The 14223-nt window shown below is 68.2% G+C and carries 15 protein-coding genes; 8 read left to right on the top strand and 7 right to left on the bottom strand.

The genetic code is table 11. The features are described from left to right. Nucleotides 1-181: 181 nt before the first annotated feature. Genes O9335_RS07825 through O9335_RS07815 form a run of 3 tightly spaced genes read right to left on the bottom strand, consistent with a single transcriptional unit; the run spans nucleotide 182 to nucleotide 2242 of the window. Nucleotides 182-724, bottom strand: coding sequence for a hypothetical protein (locus tag O9335_RS07825; RefSeq protein WP_298386105.1), 543 nt, complete (start codon nucleotides 722-724; stop codon nucleotides 182-184). After that, nucleotides 721-1602, bottom strand: a complete 882-nt coding sequence (locus O9335_RS07820) for a DMT family transporter (RefSeq protein ID WP_298386102.1) — start codon at nucleotides 1600-1602, stop codon at nucleotides 721-723. Before O9335_RS07820 ends, O9335_RS07825 begins: the two co-directional genes overlap by 4 nt. 4 nt (nucleotides 1603-1606) lie before the next feature. Then, nucleotides 1607-2242: a LysE family transporter gene (locus O9335_RS07815; protein ID WP_298386111.1), complete on the bottom strand. Its 636-nt coding sequence runs from the start codon at nucleotides 2240-2242 to the stop codon at nucleotides 1607-1609. A gap of 193 nt (nucleotides 2243-2435) precedes the next feature. On the opposite strand from O9335_RS07815, the gene O9335_RS07810 reads away from it, so the two are divergent. Continuing rightward, complete coding sequence (locus O9335_RS07810) at nucleotides 2436-3062, top strand: cation transporter (protein ID WP_298386099.1); 627 nt, start codon at nucleotides 2436-2438, stop codon at nucleotides 3060-3062. Here the strand turns inward: O9335_RS07810 and O9335_RS07805 are convergent, their stop codons facing one another. From O9335_RS07805 to O9335_RS07795, 3 genes are all read right to left on the bottom strand, one after another. Next, the gene (locus O9335_RS07805; RefSeq protein ID WP_298386097.1) at nucleotides 3063-5348 is read right to left on the bottom strand and encodes a saccharopine dehydrogenase NADP-binding domain-containing protein; all 2286 of its coding nucleotides are present in this window, start codon (nucleotides 5346-5348) and stop codon (nucleotides 3063-3065) included. It lies immediately after the preceding gene. Between the two features lie 51 nt (nucleotides 5349-5399). Then, nucleotides 5400-6731, bottom strand: coding sequence for an iron-containing alcohol dehydrogenase (locus O9335_RS07800; protein ID WP_298386094.1), 1332 nt, complete (start codon nucleotides 6729-6731; stop codon nucleotides 5400-5402). Nucleotides 6732-6904: 173 nt separating this feature from the next. Next, on the bottom strand, nucleotides 6905-8584 hold the full coding sequence (locus tag O9335_RS07795; protein ID WP_298386091.1) for a hypothetical protein: 1680 nt from the start codon (nucleotides 8582-8584) through the stop codon (nucleotides 6905-6907). 265 nt (nucleotides 8585-8849) lie between these two features. Here O9335_RS07795 and radA point away from each other — a divergent pair, with 265 nt between their 5' ends. The 7 genes from radA (at nucleotide 8850) to O9335_RS07760 (ending at nucleotide 13628) form a co-directional block, all read left to right on the top strand. Beyond that, on the top strand, nucleotides 8850-10205 hold the full coding sequence (radA, locus tag O9335_RS07790; RefSeq protein ID WP_298386088.1) for a DNA repair protein RadA: 1356 nt from the start codon (nucleotides 8850-8852) through the stop codon (nucleotides 10203-10205). Nucleotides 10206-10327: 122 nt separating this feature from the next. Then, nucleotides 10328-10864, top strand: a complete 537-nt coding sequence (locus tag O9335_RS07785; protein WP_298386085.1) for a PEP-CTERM sorting domain-containing protein — start codon at nucleotides 10328-10330, stop codon at nucleotides 10862-10864. Between the two features lie 159 nt (nucleotides 10865-11023). Then, entirely contained in the window at nucleotides 11024-11401 is a 378-nt protein-coding gene (locus tag O9335_RS07780; protein ID WP_298386082.1) for a hypothetical protein, read from the top strand. A 33-nt stretch (nucleotides 11402-11434) separates the two neighbouring features. Then, complete coding sequence (locus tag O9335_RS07775) at nucleotides 11435-11641, top strand: zinc-finger domain-containing protein (RefSeq protein WP_298386079.1); 207 nt, start codon at nucleotides 11435-11437, stop codon at nucleotides 11639-11641. A gap of 8 nt (nucleotides 11642-11649) precedes the next feature. Next, entirely contained in the window at nucleotides 11650-12111 is a 462-nt protein-coding gene (locus tag O9335_RS07770; RefSeq protein ID WP_298386076.1) for a nuclear transport factor 2 family protein, read from the top strand. A 16-nt stretch (nucleotides 12112-12127) separates the two neighbouring features. Next, nucleotides 12128-13126 (top strand): alpha/beta fold hydrolase, encoded by a 999-nt coding sequence (locus O9335_RS07765; RefSeq protein ID WP_298386073.1) that lies wholly within the window; start codon nucleotides 12128-12130, stop codon nucleotides 13124-13126. After that, complete coding sequence (locus O9335_RS07760; RefSeq protein ID WP_298386070.1) at nucleotides 13119-13628, top strand: DUF2946 family protein; 510 nt, start codon at nucleotides 13119-13121, stop codon at nucleotides 13626-13628. The genes O9335_RS07765 and O9335_RS07760 overlap by 8 nt, the downstream gene beginning before the upstream one ends. 49 nt (nucleotides 13629-13677) lie before the next feature. On the opposite strand, the gene O9335_RS07755 is transcribed toward O9335_RS07760, so the two are convergent. Further along, on the bottom strand, nucleotides 13678-14199 hold the full coding sequence (locus O9335_RS07755) for a c-type cytochrome (protein WP_298386067.1): 522 nt from the start codon (nucleotides 14197-14199) through the stop codon (nucleotides 13678-13680). Between the last annotated feature and the right edge of the window lie 24 nt (nucleotides 14200-14223).

Below are 14223 nucleotides of genomic sequence, written 5' to 3'. Positions count from 1 at the left end.
GCCCCGGGGGCGACAAGCGTCGTTGCCGGCTCCTGACGTAGCCCGCCACGCGGCGTCGCCAGCGCCTAGCCTGTCGCCCCCGGGATCTCGGCGACGGCCTGGGCTTCTGCCGCGCAGACTCCTAGCCGCCCGAAGCCTCTGAGCGGCCCCTCGGGGGGTTGAGGCTGGGGACCGATTCATTTCAGCGCAGCAGCAAGGTCAGGCCCACGGCCAACAGCGCCAGGATGAGCAGGCCGGTGACGACGCGCCCCATGCGGCTCCAAGTGCGGCTCCCAGTAGGGCCCCAAGCGCGGTCGGCGATGCATTCGGGCGCGTCGCCTTCGTCCTGGGCCTGCTGCCACGCCGTGATCTGAACCCGCGCCCAGGGCAGGGCCTCGTGGGCGCACAGGGTGTCGCCCCCTTGGGGGTCTTCCAGCGTCCCCTCCATCAGTTCGGCCAGGGCCGCTGCCGCGGCCAGGGCGGCAGGCGTGTTGTCACCACGCCCCACGATGACGGCCGCGCACCCGCCCGGCGGGCCCCCGAGGTCCGCGTCGGCGGGGCGCAATTGCCAATCGAAGCCGCTGGGGCGGCCCTGCCAAACCGCCGACCAAAAGCCCTCGAGGCCGCTGGACTCGTCCAACTCGCCCAGCTGCAAAGGCAAGCCCGCAGCGGCGATTTGCTGCTGCCAGCTCTCGCGCGTCGGCGCGGCGCTGCCGGCCCAAGCCACCACCAAGCTGATGCTCATGACTTGCTCACCCCCACCCGCTGCGCCAAGGCCACACTCGCCACGCACAGCGCCATGCCACCCAGGGCCAACGGCGTAGGCTGCCAGCCCTCCAACACTGCGGAGACGCCCAAGGCGATGACCGGGATCACGACCCCCATCAGCGCTGCCCGCGCCGGACCCTCGCGCTGCGCCAGCTTGAAGTACAGCACGAAGGCGATGACGGTGCCAAACACCGTCAGGTAGAGCCAGGAAAGCACGTAGGGGGCCCGCCAGTCGAAGGCCCAGCCGATGCCGGTCACGCCGGCCATGCCGATCAAGAACAGCGCACCGTAGCCCATCGCCCAAGCCAGCACCGGGATGAGCGGCAGGCCTTGGCGCGTGAGGTGCAGCGTCAGCATGTTGCCCACGCAGGCCGCCACCACGGCCAAGAGGCCGATGGCCAAGCCCCAGGCCGCATGCGGGCGCGCGCCGGTGCTGGCGATCTCGGGCCAGAACACCATCACCACACCCGCCACGCCGCCCAAGGCGGCGATCAAGAAGGCGCGGGGGCTCTTTTGCCCGAAGGCCCACCAGGCACCGAGCGCGTTGCCGAACACCATCAACGCGAACAGCACCGCCACCAGGCCGGAGGGGATGTAGCGCTCGGCCTCGTACACGCCCCAGTAGTTGCCGCCGTATTGGATGACCCCGGCCGCCAGCAGCCAGCCATGCATGCGCAGCGGCAAGCGCAAGTTGGCCCCTTGTTGCCAGGCCAGCAAGGCCATCAGCACGGCGGCGAGGGCAAAGCGCCAGCCCACCGAGTTGAGCACCGGCACGGTGCCCAGTTGGTACAGGATGACGTGCCAGGTGCTGGCCCAGATCACCGTCGGCACCAGGAAGAGCAGCCAAGTGGGCATCGGGTCAGGCTCGCTTCACGCCGGCCAGCAGCAAGCCGGCGCCAACGAACAAGGTGCCGAAGCCGCGGTTGAGCAGGCGGATCTTGCGCACGTCCGTCAGCGCCCCCAGCACCTTGGCCGCCAACGCGGTGTAGCCGCCCATCACCACCAGGTCGGTGAAGCCCAGGGTGAGCGCGATGACGAGGTACTGCGGCGCCAGCGGCTGGCCCAAGGCCAGGAACTGGGGCACCACCGCCAGCAGGAAGACCGTGCCCTTGGGGTTGATGGTGTTGACCATCCAGCCCCGCAGCACCAGGTCGCGCCGGCGCGCCAGAGCGCCGCCCTGCACGCCGTCGTCACCCGCCACCATGGGCCGCGCCGGCGCGCGCCATTGCTGCACGCCCAAGTACACCAGGTAGACCACACCGGCCCACTTGATGGCGGTGAACAAGGTGGTGGAGGTGGCCACCAAGGCCCCCAAGCCCACCCCCACCAGCAACACCTGGGTCCAGATGCCGAGGATCAGGCCCGCCGTCGTCCAATAGCCGCGCCGGAACCCGTGGCTCAGGCCGCTGCTCATGGCCGCCACCGCGCCCGCACCCGGGCTCAGGCTGATGGCCCATGACGCGGCAAAGAACGCCAGCCAAACCGTCCACTCCACACCGCGCTCCTTTGATGAGTCGGGCATTGAAGCACGTCGCCCGGTGCTGTGACGCAAGGCATCCGCGATGCCGTGGAGAGGCCCATGCTTGCCGTCCCAGCCCCCCGTCACCGCCCAGGCACCGCTGCACATCGCTTGACACTGGGGCGACTTCCAGGGTTCCAATGGCGGCTCTGCACCCCTTCAGTCCGACATGAGCGCCTCCTGCGGTCACCACCACCCTTCCCCCAACGCAGCGATCCCCCCGGGCTTGCGCCGCGCGCTATGGGTAGCGCTCGGCGCCAACGCCACGATGTTTGCCGTCGAGTTGGCCGGAGGCTGGCGGGCCGGCTCGCTGGCCTTGTGGGCCGATGCCATCGACTTCTTGGCCGATGCCATGGCCTATGCCATCACGCTGGCGGTGCTGGGGGCGTCGCTCACGGCCCGGCTGCGGGCAGCGCGGCTCAAGGCACTGTCGATGGCCGCGATGGGCCTGTGGGTGCTGGGTTCGGCCGTGAGCCGGCTGGGGGATGGAGAGCCGCCGCTCGCGCCGCTGATGGGCAGCGTGGCCGTGATGGCCTTGATCACCAACCTGGGCGTGGCCTGGATGCTGTATCGCTACCGCGAGGGCGACGCGAACCTGCGTTCGGTGTGGCTGTGCTCTCGCAACGACGCCATCGGCAACCTGGCGGTCATGGTGGCGGCGCTGGGCGTGTTCGGCACGGGCCAGGCTTGGCCGGACCTGGCGGTGGCCACGCTGATGGCGGCCCTGGGTCTGAGCGCCGCCGTCAGCGTGTGGCGAGACGCCGCGCGTCAAGCGGCGGCGGCGTCCTCGCCCTGATCAGCCAGCCGTCGCCTTTTTCTTTGCGGCGGGCTTCTTGGCTGGCACCGGGGCCGCGCCCAGCTTCTTGACCGCGGGCATGGGCGCCTCGGTGGCCGTTTCGGCCGATGGCTTGGCCGTCTTCTTCGCCGCTTTCTTCGCGGGCGCCGGTGCGGGCGTCTCGGCATTCGCCTTGGCACTCTTGGGTGCAGCCGCCTTGGCGGCCTTGCGAGGGGCCTTGGCCACCGCCGCCTCGGCCGCCGGCTTGGCGCCACCGTTCCAGGTCAGCCGCGCCTTCTGCGCCAAAGCCACCACCTTGGCAATGTCCTTGTCGGTGAACACGCCATTGACGCCCGAAATGGCCGCCAGCTTCATGCCGTGCTTCAAGCCCAGCTTGTAAATCTCCTTGACCTTCGGCCACTCCGTGTCGCGACCGACGGTGAAGACCTCGAAGCGCCCTTCCAGCGCCAGCACGATGGTCTCGGCCAAGCAGGCGTAGATGACGTTGTTGGGCAGGCCGATGCTCTTCATGCCGCGGACCTTGGTGGGCAGCTCGATTTCGCCCGACTCGATCACCAACACGTCCGGCCGCTTGGCGACTTCTTCGGGGGGCAAGTCCAGCGGTCGGGCCACGTCGGTGATGACGCAACCCGGCTTGACCTTGGTGATGTCCAGGATCTTCTTGCCCGCGCCACTGGTGCTGGTGACGATCATGTCCATGTCGCCCAGCAGGCTGTCGTAGTCGGTGGAGCACACCACCTTCGCGTCGGGCGTGTCCTTAAGGATGCTCTTCTTGAGCTCCTCCAGTTTTTTCATGTCGCGGCCGGCGATCACCACCTCGTCGAAGGCCATGGCCAACAGGCGCGCCGACACCGAGCCGATGGAGCCCGATGCGCCGATGACCATGGTCTTGGCGGGCACGCGCTTGTCGCTCTTCTTGACCTTGACCAGCCCCATGCGGCGCATGGCGTCGGCCGCCGCCCACAGGGCGCCCGAAGCCGAGTAGCTGTTGCCGGTGGTGATGGGGATGCTCGAGCGTCGCGCCACCGTCACGCCGGCGTCGCCCACCACCTTGGTGAAGGCGCCCAGGCCCATGATCTGCGCGCCCAGCTTTTCCGCCATTTCAGCCGCTTGCAGCAGGCGCCGGTAGGTGAACTCGGGGCTGCGGGCCAGCATCTCCTTGGGCGTGCCTCCCACGCTGATCAACCAGCCCTCGGCCTCGGCCCCCGCAGGGCTGACGATGTTCTCCATCTTGCAATAGACCATGGGCGGCATGTGCGCCGCCAAGGTCTCGACCTGGTTCATGATGAACTTGGGCGTGCCCTTGGGGATGGGCAGGCCCTTGCGGATGAACTCTTGTGACAGCGGGTGGATGACGAAGGCGAAGCGGCGGATGTTGCGGAACTTGCCCGTCGGGTGAAGCAGGCGCGGGGTGATCTTGAGCTCGTCCAGCATCTCGCTGAAGTCGTCGTCGGACACCTCCTCGGTGGCCTTGTCCAAGGCGGCCAGCATCATGGCCTCGAGCACGTTGATGCCCACCACGCGCTCGAAGAGCTTGGGCGACACGTCGACCACCAGGTTGACCTTGCACAGCTTGAAGAAGGCCAAGCGCTCGTCGTCCACCGCCGAGGTGATGACGGTTTTGCCCGACAGGTTGGCCGGGTTGCCCACGGCCTTGAGCTCGGCAAAGGTGCCCACGATGACGTGCGAGCGCTCCACCTCGGACACGATCTTCTTGCGCTTGAGGCCGCCCAGCGACTTTTCGAGGATCTCGCGCGGTTTGCCCGGGAGCGCCCACTTGATGCCCTTGGCGTAGACCTCGAGCTGGTCGAGCGAATTCAGCATCACCGGCGCGCCGGTTTGGAACAGCGCGTCGGCAAAGTGCAGGTTGCGCGTGTAGTCGGACATGGCCACCGCCATGTCGTAGTTGCGCATGCCCGAGAGGAACAACACGATGTTGTTGTTGAAGTAATGCCCCAGCTCGTGCTGCACGTGGCGCACGGCCCGCACTTGCAGCAAGCGGCGCAAGGTGGCGCCCGTGGTCACCGGCACGCGCGTGACGACGTTGAGCAGCCGCCGCGTCTCTTTGTTCACCACCGAGTGCAAACCCACTTGGTAGTGGTCCCCGATTTCGCCCAGGCCGATGGCGTCGGCGTCGCCCTGGTGACGACGCAACAACTCCCAGGCCTGGGTCAGGTCGTCATCGGCGCCCAGGCGCTGCACCTGGAAGGTCTGGCCGAGGAACTTCGTTTGAAAGGTGAAGTCTTGTTGGGAAGCGCCGAGCGTGACGGTCACGACCTTTTTCATGCGGATGTCTCCAGGCTGATGCGGGGCAAGGGGGGCGGCACGGGCGCGGGTTCAGCGCGCGGCGCGCGAGGTCTTCTTGGCGGCGGCCTTTTTGGCGGCCGGCTTTTTGGGCGGGGCCTTGGCAGCGGTTGGCGCAGGCGCCATCGGCGAGGCGTCGCCCGGCGGCAGCACGGCGCGGATGATCTGCTCGCAGATCTCTTGCGTCATGTAGCGCGGCACCGGGTAGCCCACGTGCGCCTCATGGCAGGCGGCGCGGGCCAGTGCGGGGATGTCCTCTTCGCGCAGCGCAGCCAGGTGGGTGGGGATGCCGAGGTCGGCGTTGAGTTGCTCGACGCCCTCGAGGAACTTCTCGGCCAAGACTTCGGTGCGCTCGCCAGGCCCGCCCAGCTTGGCGCGGATGGCAAGCTGGGCCAGCTTGTCCATCACCGCCGGGGCCGAGTAACGCAACACCAGCGGCAGCATGATGGCGTTGGCCAAGCCGTGGGGCGTGTGGTACTTGCCGCCGAACTGGTGGGCGATGGCGTGCACGTAACCCACGTTGGCGCGGGTGAACGCCATGCCAGCGTAGGTGCTGGCCAGCGCCATCTTTTCGCGCGCGGCCAAGTTGCGGCCATCGCGGTAGCAGGTGCGCAGGTTGTCGAAGATCAGACCCACAGCAGTCAGCGCAAGGCCGTCCGTGTACTCCGTGGCCCAGTTGCCGATGTAGGCCTCGACGGCGTGCGTCAGCGCATCGATGCCGGTGGCGGCGGTCACGGCCGGGGGCAAGCCCGTCATCAGCGTGGGATCCAGCGCCGCCATGCGAGGCACCAGGCGGGGATCGACGATGACGACCTTGTCCTCCTGCTCGGGGTCGGACACCACAGCGGCCACGGTGACTTCAGAGCCCGTGCCCGCCGTGGTGGGCACGGCATACAGCGTGATGGGGCTGCGGCGCCCCTTGAAGTAGCCCGCCAAGCTGCGAATGGGCTTGGGGTTGGCCACGGCCATGGCGATGGCCTTGGCCGAGTCGATGGACGAGCCTCCACCCACGGCCACGATGGCATCACAGCCATGCTCTTTGAAGGTGGCGATGCCGCGCTCGATCAGCGGGATCGGGGCATCGGGGGTGATTTCGTCGAAGACGAAAAAGTCGACGCCACCCGCAGTCAACGCCTCGGTGATCGAGCGCAGCAGGCCCAATTTGGCCAACACGCCGTCGGTGACGACAAACACCTTTTCGTGCCCAAAGGCGGCAACCGCCTCGCCCAGCCGCGCGGCCGAGCCAGGCCCGACCAGCAGCGTGGGCTGAGGGATGGGGATGTAGCGCGTGACCTTGCCCGCGCCTTTCATCAGGGCCCCGAGGCCGGCGGCACGGGTGCTTGAGGGAATCAGATCGAGGATCACTCCGGGTCTCCAACAGCGCAATGTCCAAGTCGCGGGTTCGACCCGGTTTCAGCCCATTCTGCGGCAAGTCCAAGGGGCTGTTCGTGCCGGGTGTGGAGGCGATCGTCGATCTGGCCTCATCGCAAACCCTCACCCTCGATGGGTCGATCGCCGCCGAAGCGGCCCGCTCCGCGTCATCGCGCGAAGCCGACCCAATGGAAACGGGGCGCCGTTCGGCTCTCCAATTCCTTGCCGGTGCGCTCGTCTCGCAACACCGCTTTGAGCACGAACTCCGAGACATTTCTGGCTCTGAACTGGAAGCGAGGGCAAAGCCCGAACCGAGCCACGTTGCCAGCCAACTCCTCGTAAGTGATGTTCCGGCTGTTGCCGCAGTTGAGCAACTCCACGTGGCCTTGCGCGCGATCGTTGTTGAAGCACAAGTAGACCGGCAGCATGCCGTAGGGTCCGTTGTGGCATTCGAGGGTCAGCCGGTAAGGGTAAGCCTTCAGGTGCCGCTCTCGATCAGCGGCCTCTTGCGCTCGCGCCTTGGCTTCTCGCTGGTTCCGCACGCTGACGGCATTGCCCCCTTGCTGGCGTGCGCTGGACTCGTCCGCGAGGAATTGAATCAGCGTGGACCAGTCTCGCTTCGGGCTGTAAGACACCGCCGCCAAACGCGCCCAAGCTTGGTCGGCCAGCGCTGGCGTGTGGATGCCGGCAGTGCGCAAGGCTCCCAACTCCTTGGCATCAGGCGGGTTCTGAAACTGTCGGGACAGCCGTGCATCCTCCACCGACGCATAGCCCTTGTAGATGCGCAAGGGCTCCATCAGGGCGTTCTCGTCCAGCAACTCCAGCACCTCGAAAGCGACACCGTCCCGTTGGAGCGCGGGGACCATGGCTTGCGCATCGGCTCCGGTCACGACCACGGAGGTGCACTTGCCGCTCTTGAACGACAAGTAAAGCGCATCCAAATCGGGGAACACTTCGTCAAAGCCCGACGACACGGCCCGCCCTGACCAGGTGACGAAGGCAGGCCAGTGGCGGTACGCCGTCACCCAGGTGCCCTCCTTGGCCTGCCGAGCGCAGACGCGAGGCTTCTCCCCAGCGGGAGGTTCCCGCTTCAGGGCCCCAAATTGCGCAGCGGCGCTGGGCAACCGATCCATGAATCGAGCCCAGCGCTCTGCTGACTGCTGGGCCTGACGCTGCGCGGCGCCCGCTTGTTCTTGCAGGTGCTTCGCGTAACCACTGGCCAACTTGTCGGCATCCATGGTGGCAGCCGCCAAGTGAGACCCCGAGCGCAAGAGACGATCACGCAAGGCATCCATGTGACCCGGGATGACCACCAACTGTTGATCCCCAGCGCGTTCGATCGACGCCTCCAAGTCGTCCACCGTTTCCAGCTGACTGCCCCTGAACCCCAGTTGCGTCAAGATGCCGTTCACCGCCTCGTGGGCGTTCTCCCAGCTTTTCGGATCCACCCCTTTGAAGGTGCGACCCCAGGCGTCCACATGCTGCTTGCTGGCCACCAAGGTGGGCCTCGAGCCCGGCTTCATGGCCGCAAGACTGCCGTCGAGCTTGGTCGTCAGCACCGCGCCCTTGCGCCCCAAAACGGTCCAGGTAAGCGCTCGGTAATCGGGGGCGACGTCCACACGCAAGACGTTCGGTTCGTCCAAGCTGCACTCGCTGAACGTCAGCGTGTGCTGACCGGGCGTGAAGAACGTCCAGTTGAACTGCACGGTCTTGCCCTCTCGGGTCCAACCTTGAGGCTCGACGCCATACGACTGGGTTCGACGCAGGGTGTACCCGTTCAGGTCCAAGTCCAAGTGCGCCTGGTAGTCGTCCCTCGATGCTGGCTGACCGTCAACTTCGATGTGCATCTTGCACGACTCGGGTTCGTGCCACCTGAACTTCGGCTCGAACAGCACCCTGAACGGCTGGCCCACAGCGGGTTGAGCAGGGTCGGTCCGCAGGTTGCGCAAGCCCGCGCCCATGGCGCTGAGACTGGCCCCCGCCACCAAGAGTGCACAAAGCCCAGCGCGCCAGCCACCAGAACTCGAACCCGCCATCGGCACCTCCTCAAGACATGTCGTTCCATCCTGCCAGAGCACGCTGGCTGGAACGCACTGGCGACAATCGCCGGCCATGCCAAAAGAAAAAACAAATCACGTTTGCGGCGCGTGTGGGTACGAGAGCGCCAAATGGCTCGGCAAATGCCCGGGCTGCGGAGCCTGGAACACTTTGGTGGAAGGGCCCGCCGAGCCCAAGGCCGGCGCGCACCGCTTCCAGGCCCTGGCCAAGAGCAGCCCGGTGGCCACCTTGAGCGAGATCGAGGCCGTGGACACCGCGCGCACGCCCACCGGCATCGACGAGCTCGACCGCGTGCTCGGCGGTGGCATCGTGGCGGGTGGGGTGACCCTGATCGGCGGCGACCCCGGCGTGGGCAAGAGCACCTTGCTGCTGCAGGCGCTGGAGTCGCTGAGTCGCGGCCTGCCGGTGCTGTACGTCACGGGCGAGGAGAGCGGCGCGCAGGTGGCGATGCGCGCCCGCCGCTTGGGGCTGCCCGGCACCGCGGTGCGCGTGCTGGCCGAGATCAACCTCGAACGCATCCTCGCCACCCTGGCCGAAGAGCGACCGGCTTTCTGCGTCATCGATTCCATCCAAACCGTCTACACCGAGCAGCTCACCAGCGCCCCCGGCAGCGTGGCCCAGGTGCGCGAATGCGCCGCCTTGCTGACCCGCGCCGCCAAGGCCAGCGGCTGCAGCATGGTGCTGGTGGGCCACGTGACGAAAGAGGGCGCGCTGGCCGGCCCGCGGGTGCTGGAGCACATCGTCGACACGGTGCTGTACTTCGAGGGCGACACCCACAGCAGCTACCGCCTGGTGCGCGCCATCAAGAACCGCTTCGGCGCGGTCAACGAGATCGGCGTGTTCGCCATGACCGAAAAGGGGCTCAAGGGCGTCAGCAACCCCAGCGCCATCTTCTTGAGTGCGCACAGCGCGCCCGTGCCCGGCAGCTGTGTGCTCGTCACGCTTGAAGGCACACGCCCCCTGCTGGTGGAGTTGCAAGCCTTGGTGGACAGCGGCGGCGCGCGGCGCTTGAGCGTGGGCCTGGAGCGCGACCGCCTGGCCATGCTGCTGGCCGTGCTGCACCGCCACGCCGGGGTGGCCACCAACGACCAGGACGTGTTCGTCAACGCCGTGGGCGGTGTGCGCATCAGCGAGCCGGCCGCCGACCTGGCCGTGCTGCTGGCCATCCAAAGCTCGCTGCGCGGCCGGCCGCTGCCGCGCGGCTTTCTGGCCTTTGGCGAAGTCGGATTGGCTGGCGAGGTGCGTCCCGCCCCGCGCGGCCAGGAACGCTTGAAAGAAGCGGCGAAGCTGGGCTTCAGCCTGGCCATCATCCCCAAGGCCAACGCCCCGAAAAAGCCCATCGAGGGCCTGACCGTGCAAGCGGTGGAGCGCATCGAAGAGGCCATGGACCTCGTCCGAGCCCTGGCCTGAGTTGTCGGCCAGGTTGACAAGCCGCTCCAAGCTCGGAGCCAACCCCAATGATTCGATAGCCCTTTCTAAGCCTGGTATTGACTTTGCTTGGTATTGCGGTCCTCACCCAACTGGGAGTCACCATGACCCGCTTCAACAAGTCCCTGCTGGCCGCCGCGCTGGCCGGTCTCACCGCCACCGCCCAAGCCGCCCCCGCCGTGGATGGCGGCTGGTACGGCTTCTGCTTCGGCGGTACGGGCAGCCAAGCCTATGCCGGCTGCGCCAACGAGGCCGGCAAAACCACCGGCTTCCCGTTGCTGCTGACCCTGACCGGCAGCACCCTGCTGAAGATCACCGACGGCTTCAGCGTCGGCGACGTGTTCGACGTCTACGTCGACGGCAACAAGGTCCTGACCACCTCGGCCCCGGGCGCCGGCGCCTTCCTGAGCAACCCCGACGACCTGTTCAACAGCGGTTACTACAGCGCGGGCAGCTACCTGTTCTCGGCCGGCAGCTACAGCGTCAGCTTCGTGGCCTCGTCCTCGCCCTTCGGCGCTGGCGGCGCCTACTTCGAGTTGGAGTCGGCCAACGCCGTGCCGGCACCCGGCAGCCTGGCCCTCGCTGGCTTGGCCCTGGCGGGCCTGGGCGTGATGCGCCAGCGCAGCAGCCGCAAGGCCTGAACCTGCCCGATGCCCTGAACCTGCACGGGTTCGCGGCGTTCGGCCCCCAAGAGCGACGCTTCGGCGTCGCTTTGCTTTTTTGGTCATCATGCGCGCCTGCCCTCAAGATGTCGCTCCATCTCCGCTTCCGCGCATGATCCCCTCGCAGGACTCCTCCCCATGACCCCACTTTGGCAAGCCCTGGGCGGCCTCGGCGCCCTCTTACTGGGCGGCGTCCTGCTGGGCTGGCCCGGCGTGGTGCTGGCGCTGGCCGGCGTGATGGCGGTGTTGATGGCGCGTTTCCTGCGCCTGATGCGCGTGCTGCGCTTGACGGCGGAGGGGCCCACGGGAGTGGTGGGCGACGCCGCAGCCCTGCACGCGCGGCTGCGCCCGGGCATGGCCCTGGTGGATGTGCTGGCCCAAGCCGGCAGCGCTGGGGAGCCGGTGCCCGAGGCGGCCCACACCTACCGTTGGCGGGATGCCGGCGGCGCCGTGTTGATCCTGACCTTCGACGCGCGTGGCCGCCTGAGCCGCATTGAGCCGGTTTCCGCTTCCTAAAATGGCGCTTTTCCGCTGCCCTCAGGTCACCCCATGAGCCAACCCGCCGCCGTTGTCGAAGTCAGTGCCAAAGACCTGCTGGGCCATGGGGTCGTGGCTTGCCCGAACCCGCAAATGGCGCTGTGGAGCAGCCACCCCAAGGTCTACATCGACCTGAGCCACGACGGGCAGGGTCGCTGCCCCTACTGCGGCACCGAGTACCGGCTGAAAGCCGGCGAGACCCTGGCCCACGGCCACTGAGCCCGGCCGTGGTGCGCCGCAAGGCCCCGCTGGCCGTCTTGATGGCCAGCCCCGACGAGATCGAGGCCCAGCTGTACGAGGCGCTGCAAACCGCCGACCTGGAGCGCCTGATGGCCCTGTGGGTGGCCGACGAGATGGTGCGCTGCATCCTGCCGGGCCAGCCGCCGCTGGTGGGGGCCACGGCCATCCGCGCGGGTTTCGGCGCCCTGTTTGCCCGCGGCCCGGTGGCCGTGCAGGCCGCCGACGTGCAACGCCTGCACACCGAACAGCTGGCCGTGCACCAGGTGCGCGAGCGCGTGCTCGTGCCGGGCGCGGCCGAAGGCAGCGGCCCGCAAGTCGCTTGGGTGATGGCGACCAACGTGTACCTGCGCACGGCCGAAGGCTGGCGCTTGGTGCTGCACCACGCCAGCCCGGGCACGGCCGACGAGTCGGGCCACGTGCACCACAGCGACACCAACACCCTGCACTGACAGCGGCCGCATCGCTTTGAAGCCGCCCCAGATCCACGCCCCGCGCTGGCTGCCCGGCGGGCACGCGCAGACCATCTGGCCCAAGCTGTTCAGCCGCCTGCAGCACCCAGACTGTCCGCCCCAGTGGCGGCGGGAGCGCTGGGACACGCCGGACGGCGACTTCGTTGACTGCGATTGGCAGGACGCACCAACCGACGCTCCGTCCCCGCCCCTCTTGGTGCTGTTCCACGGCCTGGAGGGCAGCTCGGCCAGCCACTACAGCCAGGCCTTCGCCAGCCACGCCCGGCGCCTGGGCTGGGCCGTTGCCTTGCCCCACTTCCGGGGCTGCTCGGGCGAACTCAACCGCGGTCCGCGGGCCTACCACTCGGGTGACTTTGAAGAGGTCGGCTGGATGCTGGCCCAGTGCCGCGCCCGCCATGCGGGGCCGATGGTGGCGGTCGGCGTCAGCTTGGGCGGCAACGCGCTGTTGCGGTGGGCACAAGAGTCGGGCGCGGCGGCGGGCTCCAGCGTGGGCGCCATCGCGGCCATCTCCGCTCCGCTGGACTTGGCGGCCGCTGGCGACGCCATCCACCAGGGTCTGAATCGCGCCATTTACACGCGCTACTTCCTGCACAGCATGGTGCCCAAGGCCCTGCGCAAGCTGGACCAGCACCCCGGCCTGTTCGACGCCGACACCCTCCGCCAAGTGCGCAGCCTGCGTGACTTCGACGACGTGTTCACCGCCCCGCTGCACGGCTTTCGCGATGCCGCCGACTACTACGCCCGCGCCAGCGCCGGCCCCAGGCTGGATGCGCTGCGTGTGCCCAGCCTGGTGCTCAACGCCCGCAACGACCCCTTCGTGCCCACGCTGAGCCTGCCCCAGCGCCCGCCCGCCGGCCGCCCGGTGACGCTGTGGCGACCGGCGCACGGTGGGCATGCCGGCTTCCCCAGTGGCGCGTTTCCGGGCACCGTGTTGGACCTGCCGCGCAGCGTGTGCGCCTGGCTGACGCAGCACCTGAGGTCAAGCGATGGATGAGATCGTCAAAGCGGCCATGGCCAAGTGGCCCCACGTGCCCGACTGCCGCGGCTGGCTCGGGCTGGATGCCCGCGGCGACTGGTACCTGCGAGACGATGCCTGTCAAGCCGCCGGCCCCTTCCCACAGGCCAAGGGCAGCCGCTTGCGGCACGACAAACTGATCGGCTTCATCCACCGCAACTACGCTCCCGACGCCCAAGGCGCCTGGTACTTTCAAAACGGCCCGCAGCGGGTGTACGCGGCCCTGGAAGCAGCCCCCTTGGTGCTGCGACTGCACGACGACGGCACGGTGGTGGATCACACGGGCGAGTCGCTCGCGCCGCGCGAAGCGGTGCTGGACGAGGCCGGCTGGCTCTACCTTGACACGCCCAAGGGCCTGGGCCTGGTGCACAGCCTGGACATGGCCCTGGCGGCCGAACGCCTGGAAGGCAGCGCCTGGCCGCTGGTGGAGGTGGCCAGCGCCGATTTGCCCGCCCGCTACGGCTTCGTGCGGCAGCCCTGAAACGACGAAGCCGCCCGGTGGGCGGCTTCTCGCGTTCAGGCCGTGGGCCTCAGGGGGCGGCCGGGGCGGCTGGCGCCTTGGGTTCGTCGAACTTGCCGCCGCTCTGGTTGGTCAGATAGACCACGGCGCGGCCGATTTCGAGGTCGGAAAAGTCGCCACCGCCCTGAGCGCCCATCGCACCTTTGCCCTTCAGGGACGAGTTGAGCAACGCGTCGTAACCGGTCTTGATGCGCGGGCCCCAAGCGGCCGCGTCACCGAGCTTTGGGGCACCGGCCGCACCGCTGACGTGACAAGCCGCGCACTGGGCCTGGAACACCTGCTCGCCCGTCTTGAGGGCGCTGGCGTCGTTGGCGTCCTTGACCTCGACCTGCGCCACCGGGCGGATGCGCTGGTTCACTGCTTCGGCCTCCAAGGCCTCCGAACCCGCCGCCGGCTTGACTTTGCTGGACACCGCGTACGCCAACAGGATGATGGTCAACACGGGGACGACGATCGAGAGCAACACGGCCCACGCAAGTTGCTTGGGGGTCTTGATCGGGCCTTCGTGGGCTTCTTGGTGATCGTGGCTCATGCGGTCCTCAGCACGGGTGGGCGC

Source organism: Inhella sp. (assembly GCF_027532025.1).
Classification (GTDB): domain Bacteria; phylum Pseudomonadota; class Gammaproteobacteria; order Burkholderiales; family Burkholderiaceae_C; genus Inhella.
Note: the sequence above shows the minus strand (reverse complement) of the source record. Positions and strands in the feature narration are given on the sequence as shown.

Coding starts and splice junctions, on each gene's coding strand:
- O9335_RS07825 (WP_298386105.1), bottom strand. CDS start 724: ATGAGCATCAGCTTGGTGGTGGCTTGGGCCGGCAGCGCCGCGCCGACG.
- O9335_RS07760 (WP_298386070.1), top strand. CDS start 13,119: ATGGATGAGATCGTCAAAGCGGCCATGGCCAAGTGGCCCCACGTGCCC.
- O9335_RS07820 (WP_298386102.1), bottom strand. CDS start 1,602: ATGCCCACTTGGCTGCTCTTCCTGGTGCCGACGGTGATCTGGGCCAGC.
- O9335_RS07805 (WP_298386097.1), bottom strand. CDS start 5,348: ATGAAAAAGGTCGTGACCGTCACGCTCGGCGCTTCCCAACAAGACTTC.
- O9335_RS07780 (WP_298386082.1), top strand. CDS start 11,024: ATGACCCCACTTTGGCAAGCCCTGGGCGGCCTCGGCGCCCTCTTACTG.
- O9335_RS07810 (WP_298386099.1), top strand. CDS start 2,436: ATGAGCGCCTCCTGCGGTCACCACCACCCTTCCCCCAACGCAGCGATC.
- radA (WP_298386088.1), top strand. CDS start 8,850: ATGCCAAAAGAAAAAACAAATCACGTTTGCGGCGCGTGTGGGTACGAG.
- O9335_RS07755 (WP_298386067.1), bottom strand. CDS start 14,199: ATGAGCCACGATCACCAAGAAGCCCACGAAGGCCCGATCAAGACCCCC.
- O9335_RS07795 (WP_298386091.1), bottom strand. CDS start 8,584: ATGCACATCGAAGTTGACGGTCAGCCAGCATCGAGGGACGACTACCAG.
- O9335_RS07775 (WP_298386079.1), top strand. CDS start 11,435: ATGAGCCAACCCGCCGCCGTTGTCGAAGTCAGTGCCAAAGACCTGCTG.
- O9335_RS07785 (WP_298386085.1), top strand. CDS start 10,328: ATGACCCGCTTCAACAAGTCCCTGCTGGCCGCCGCGCTGGCCGGTCTC.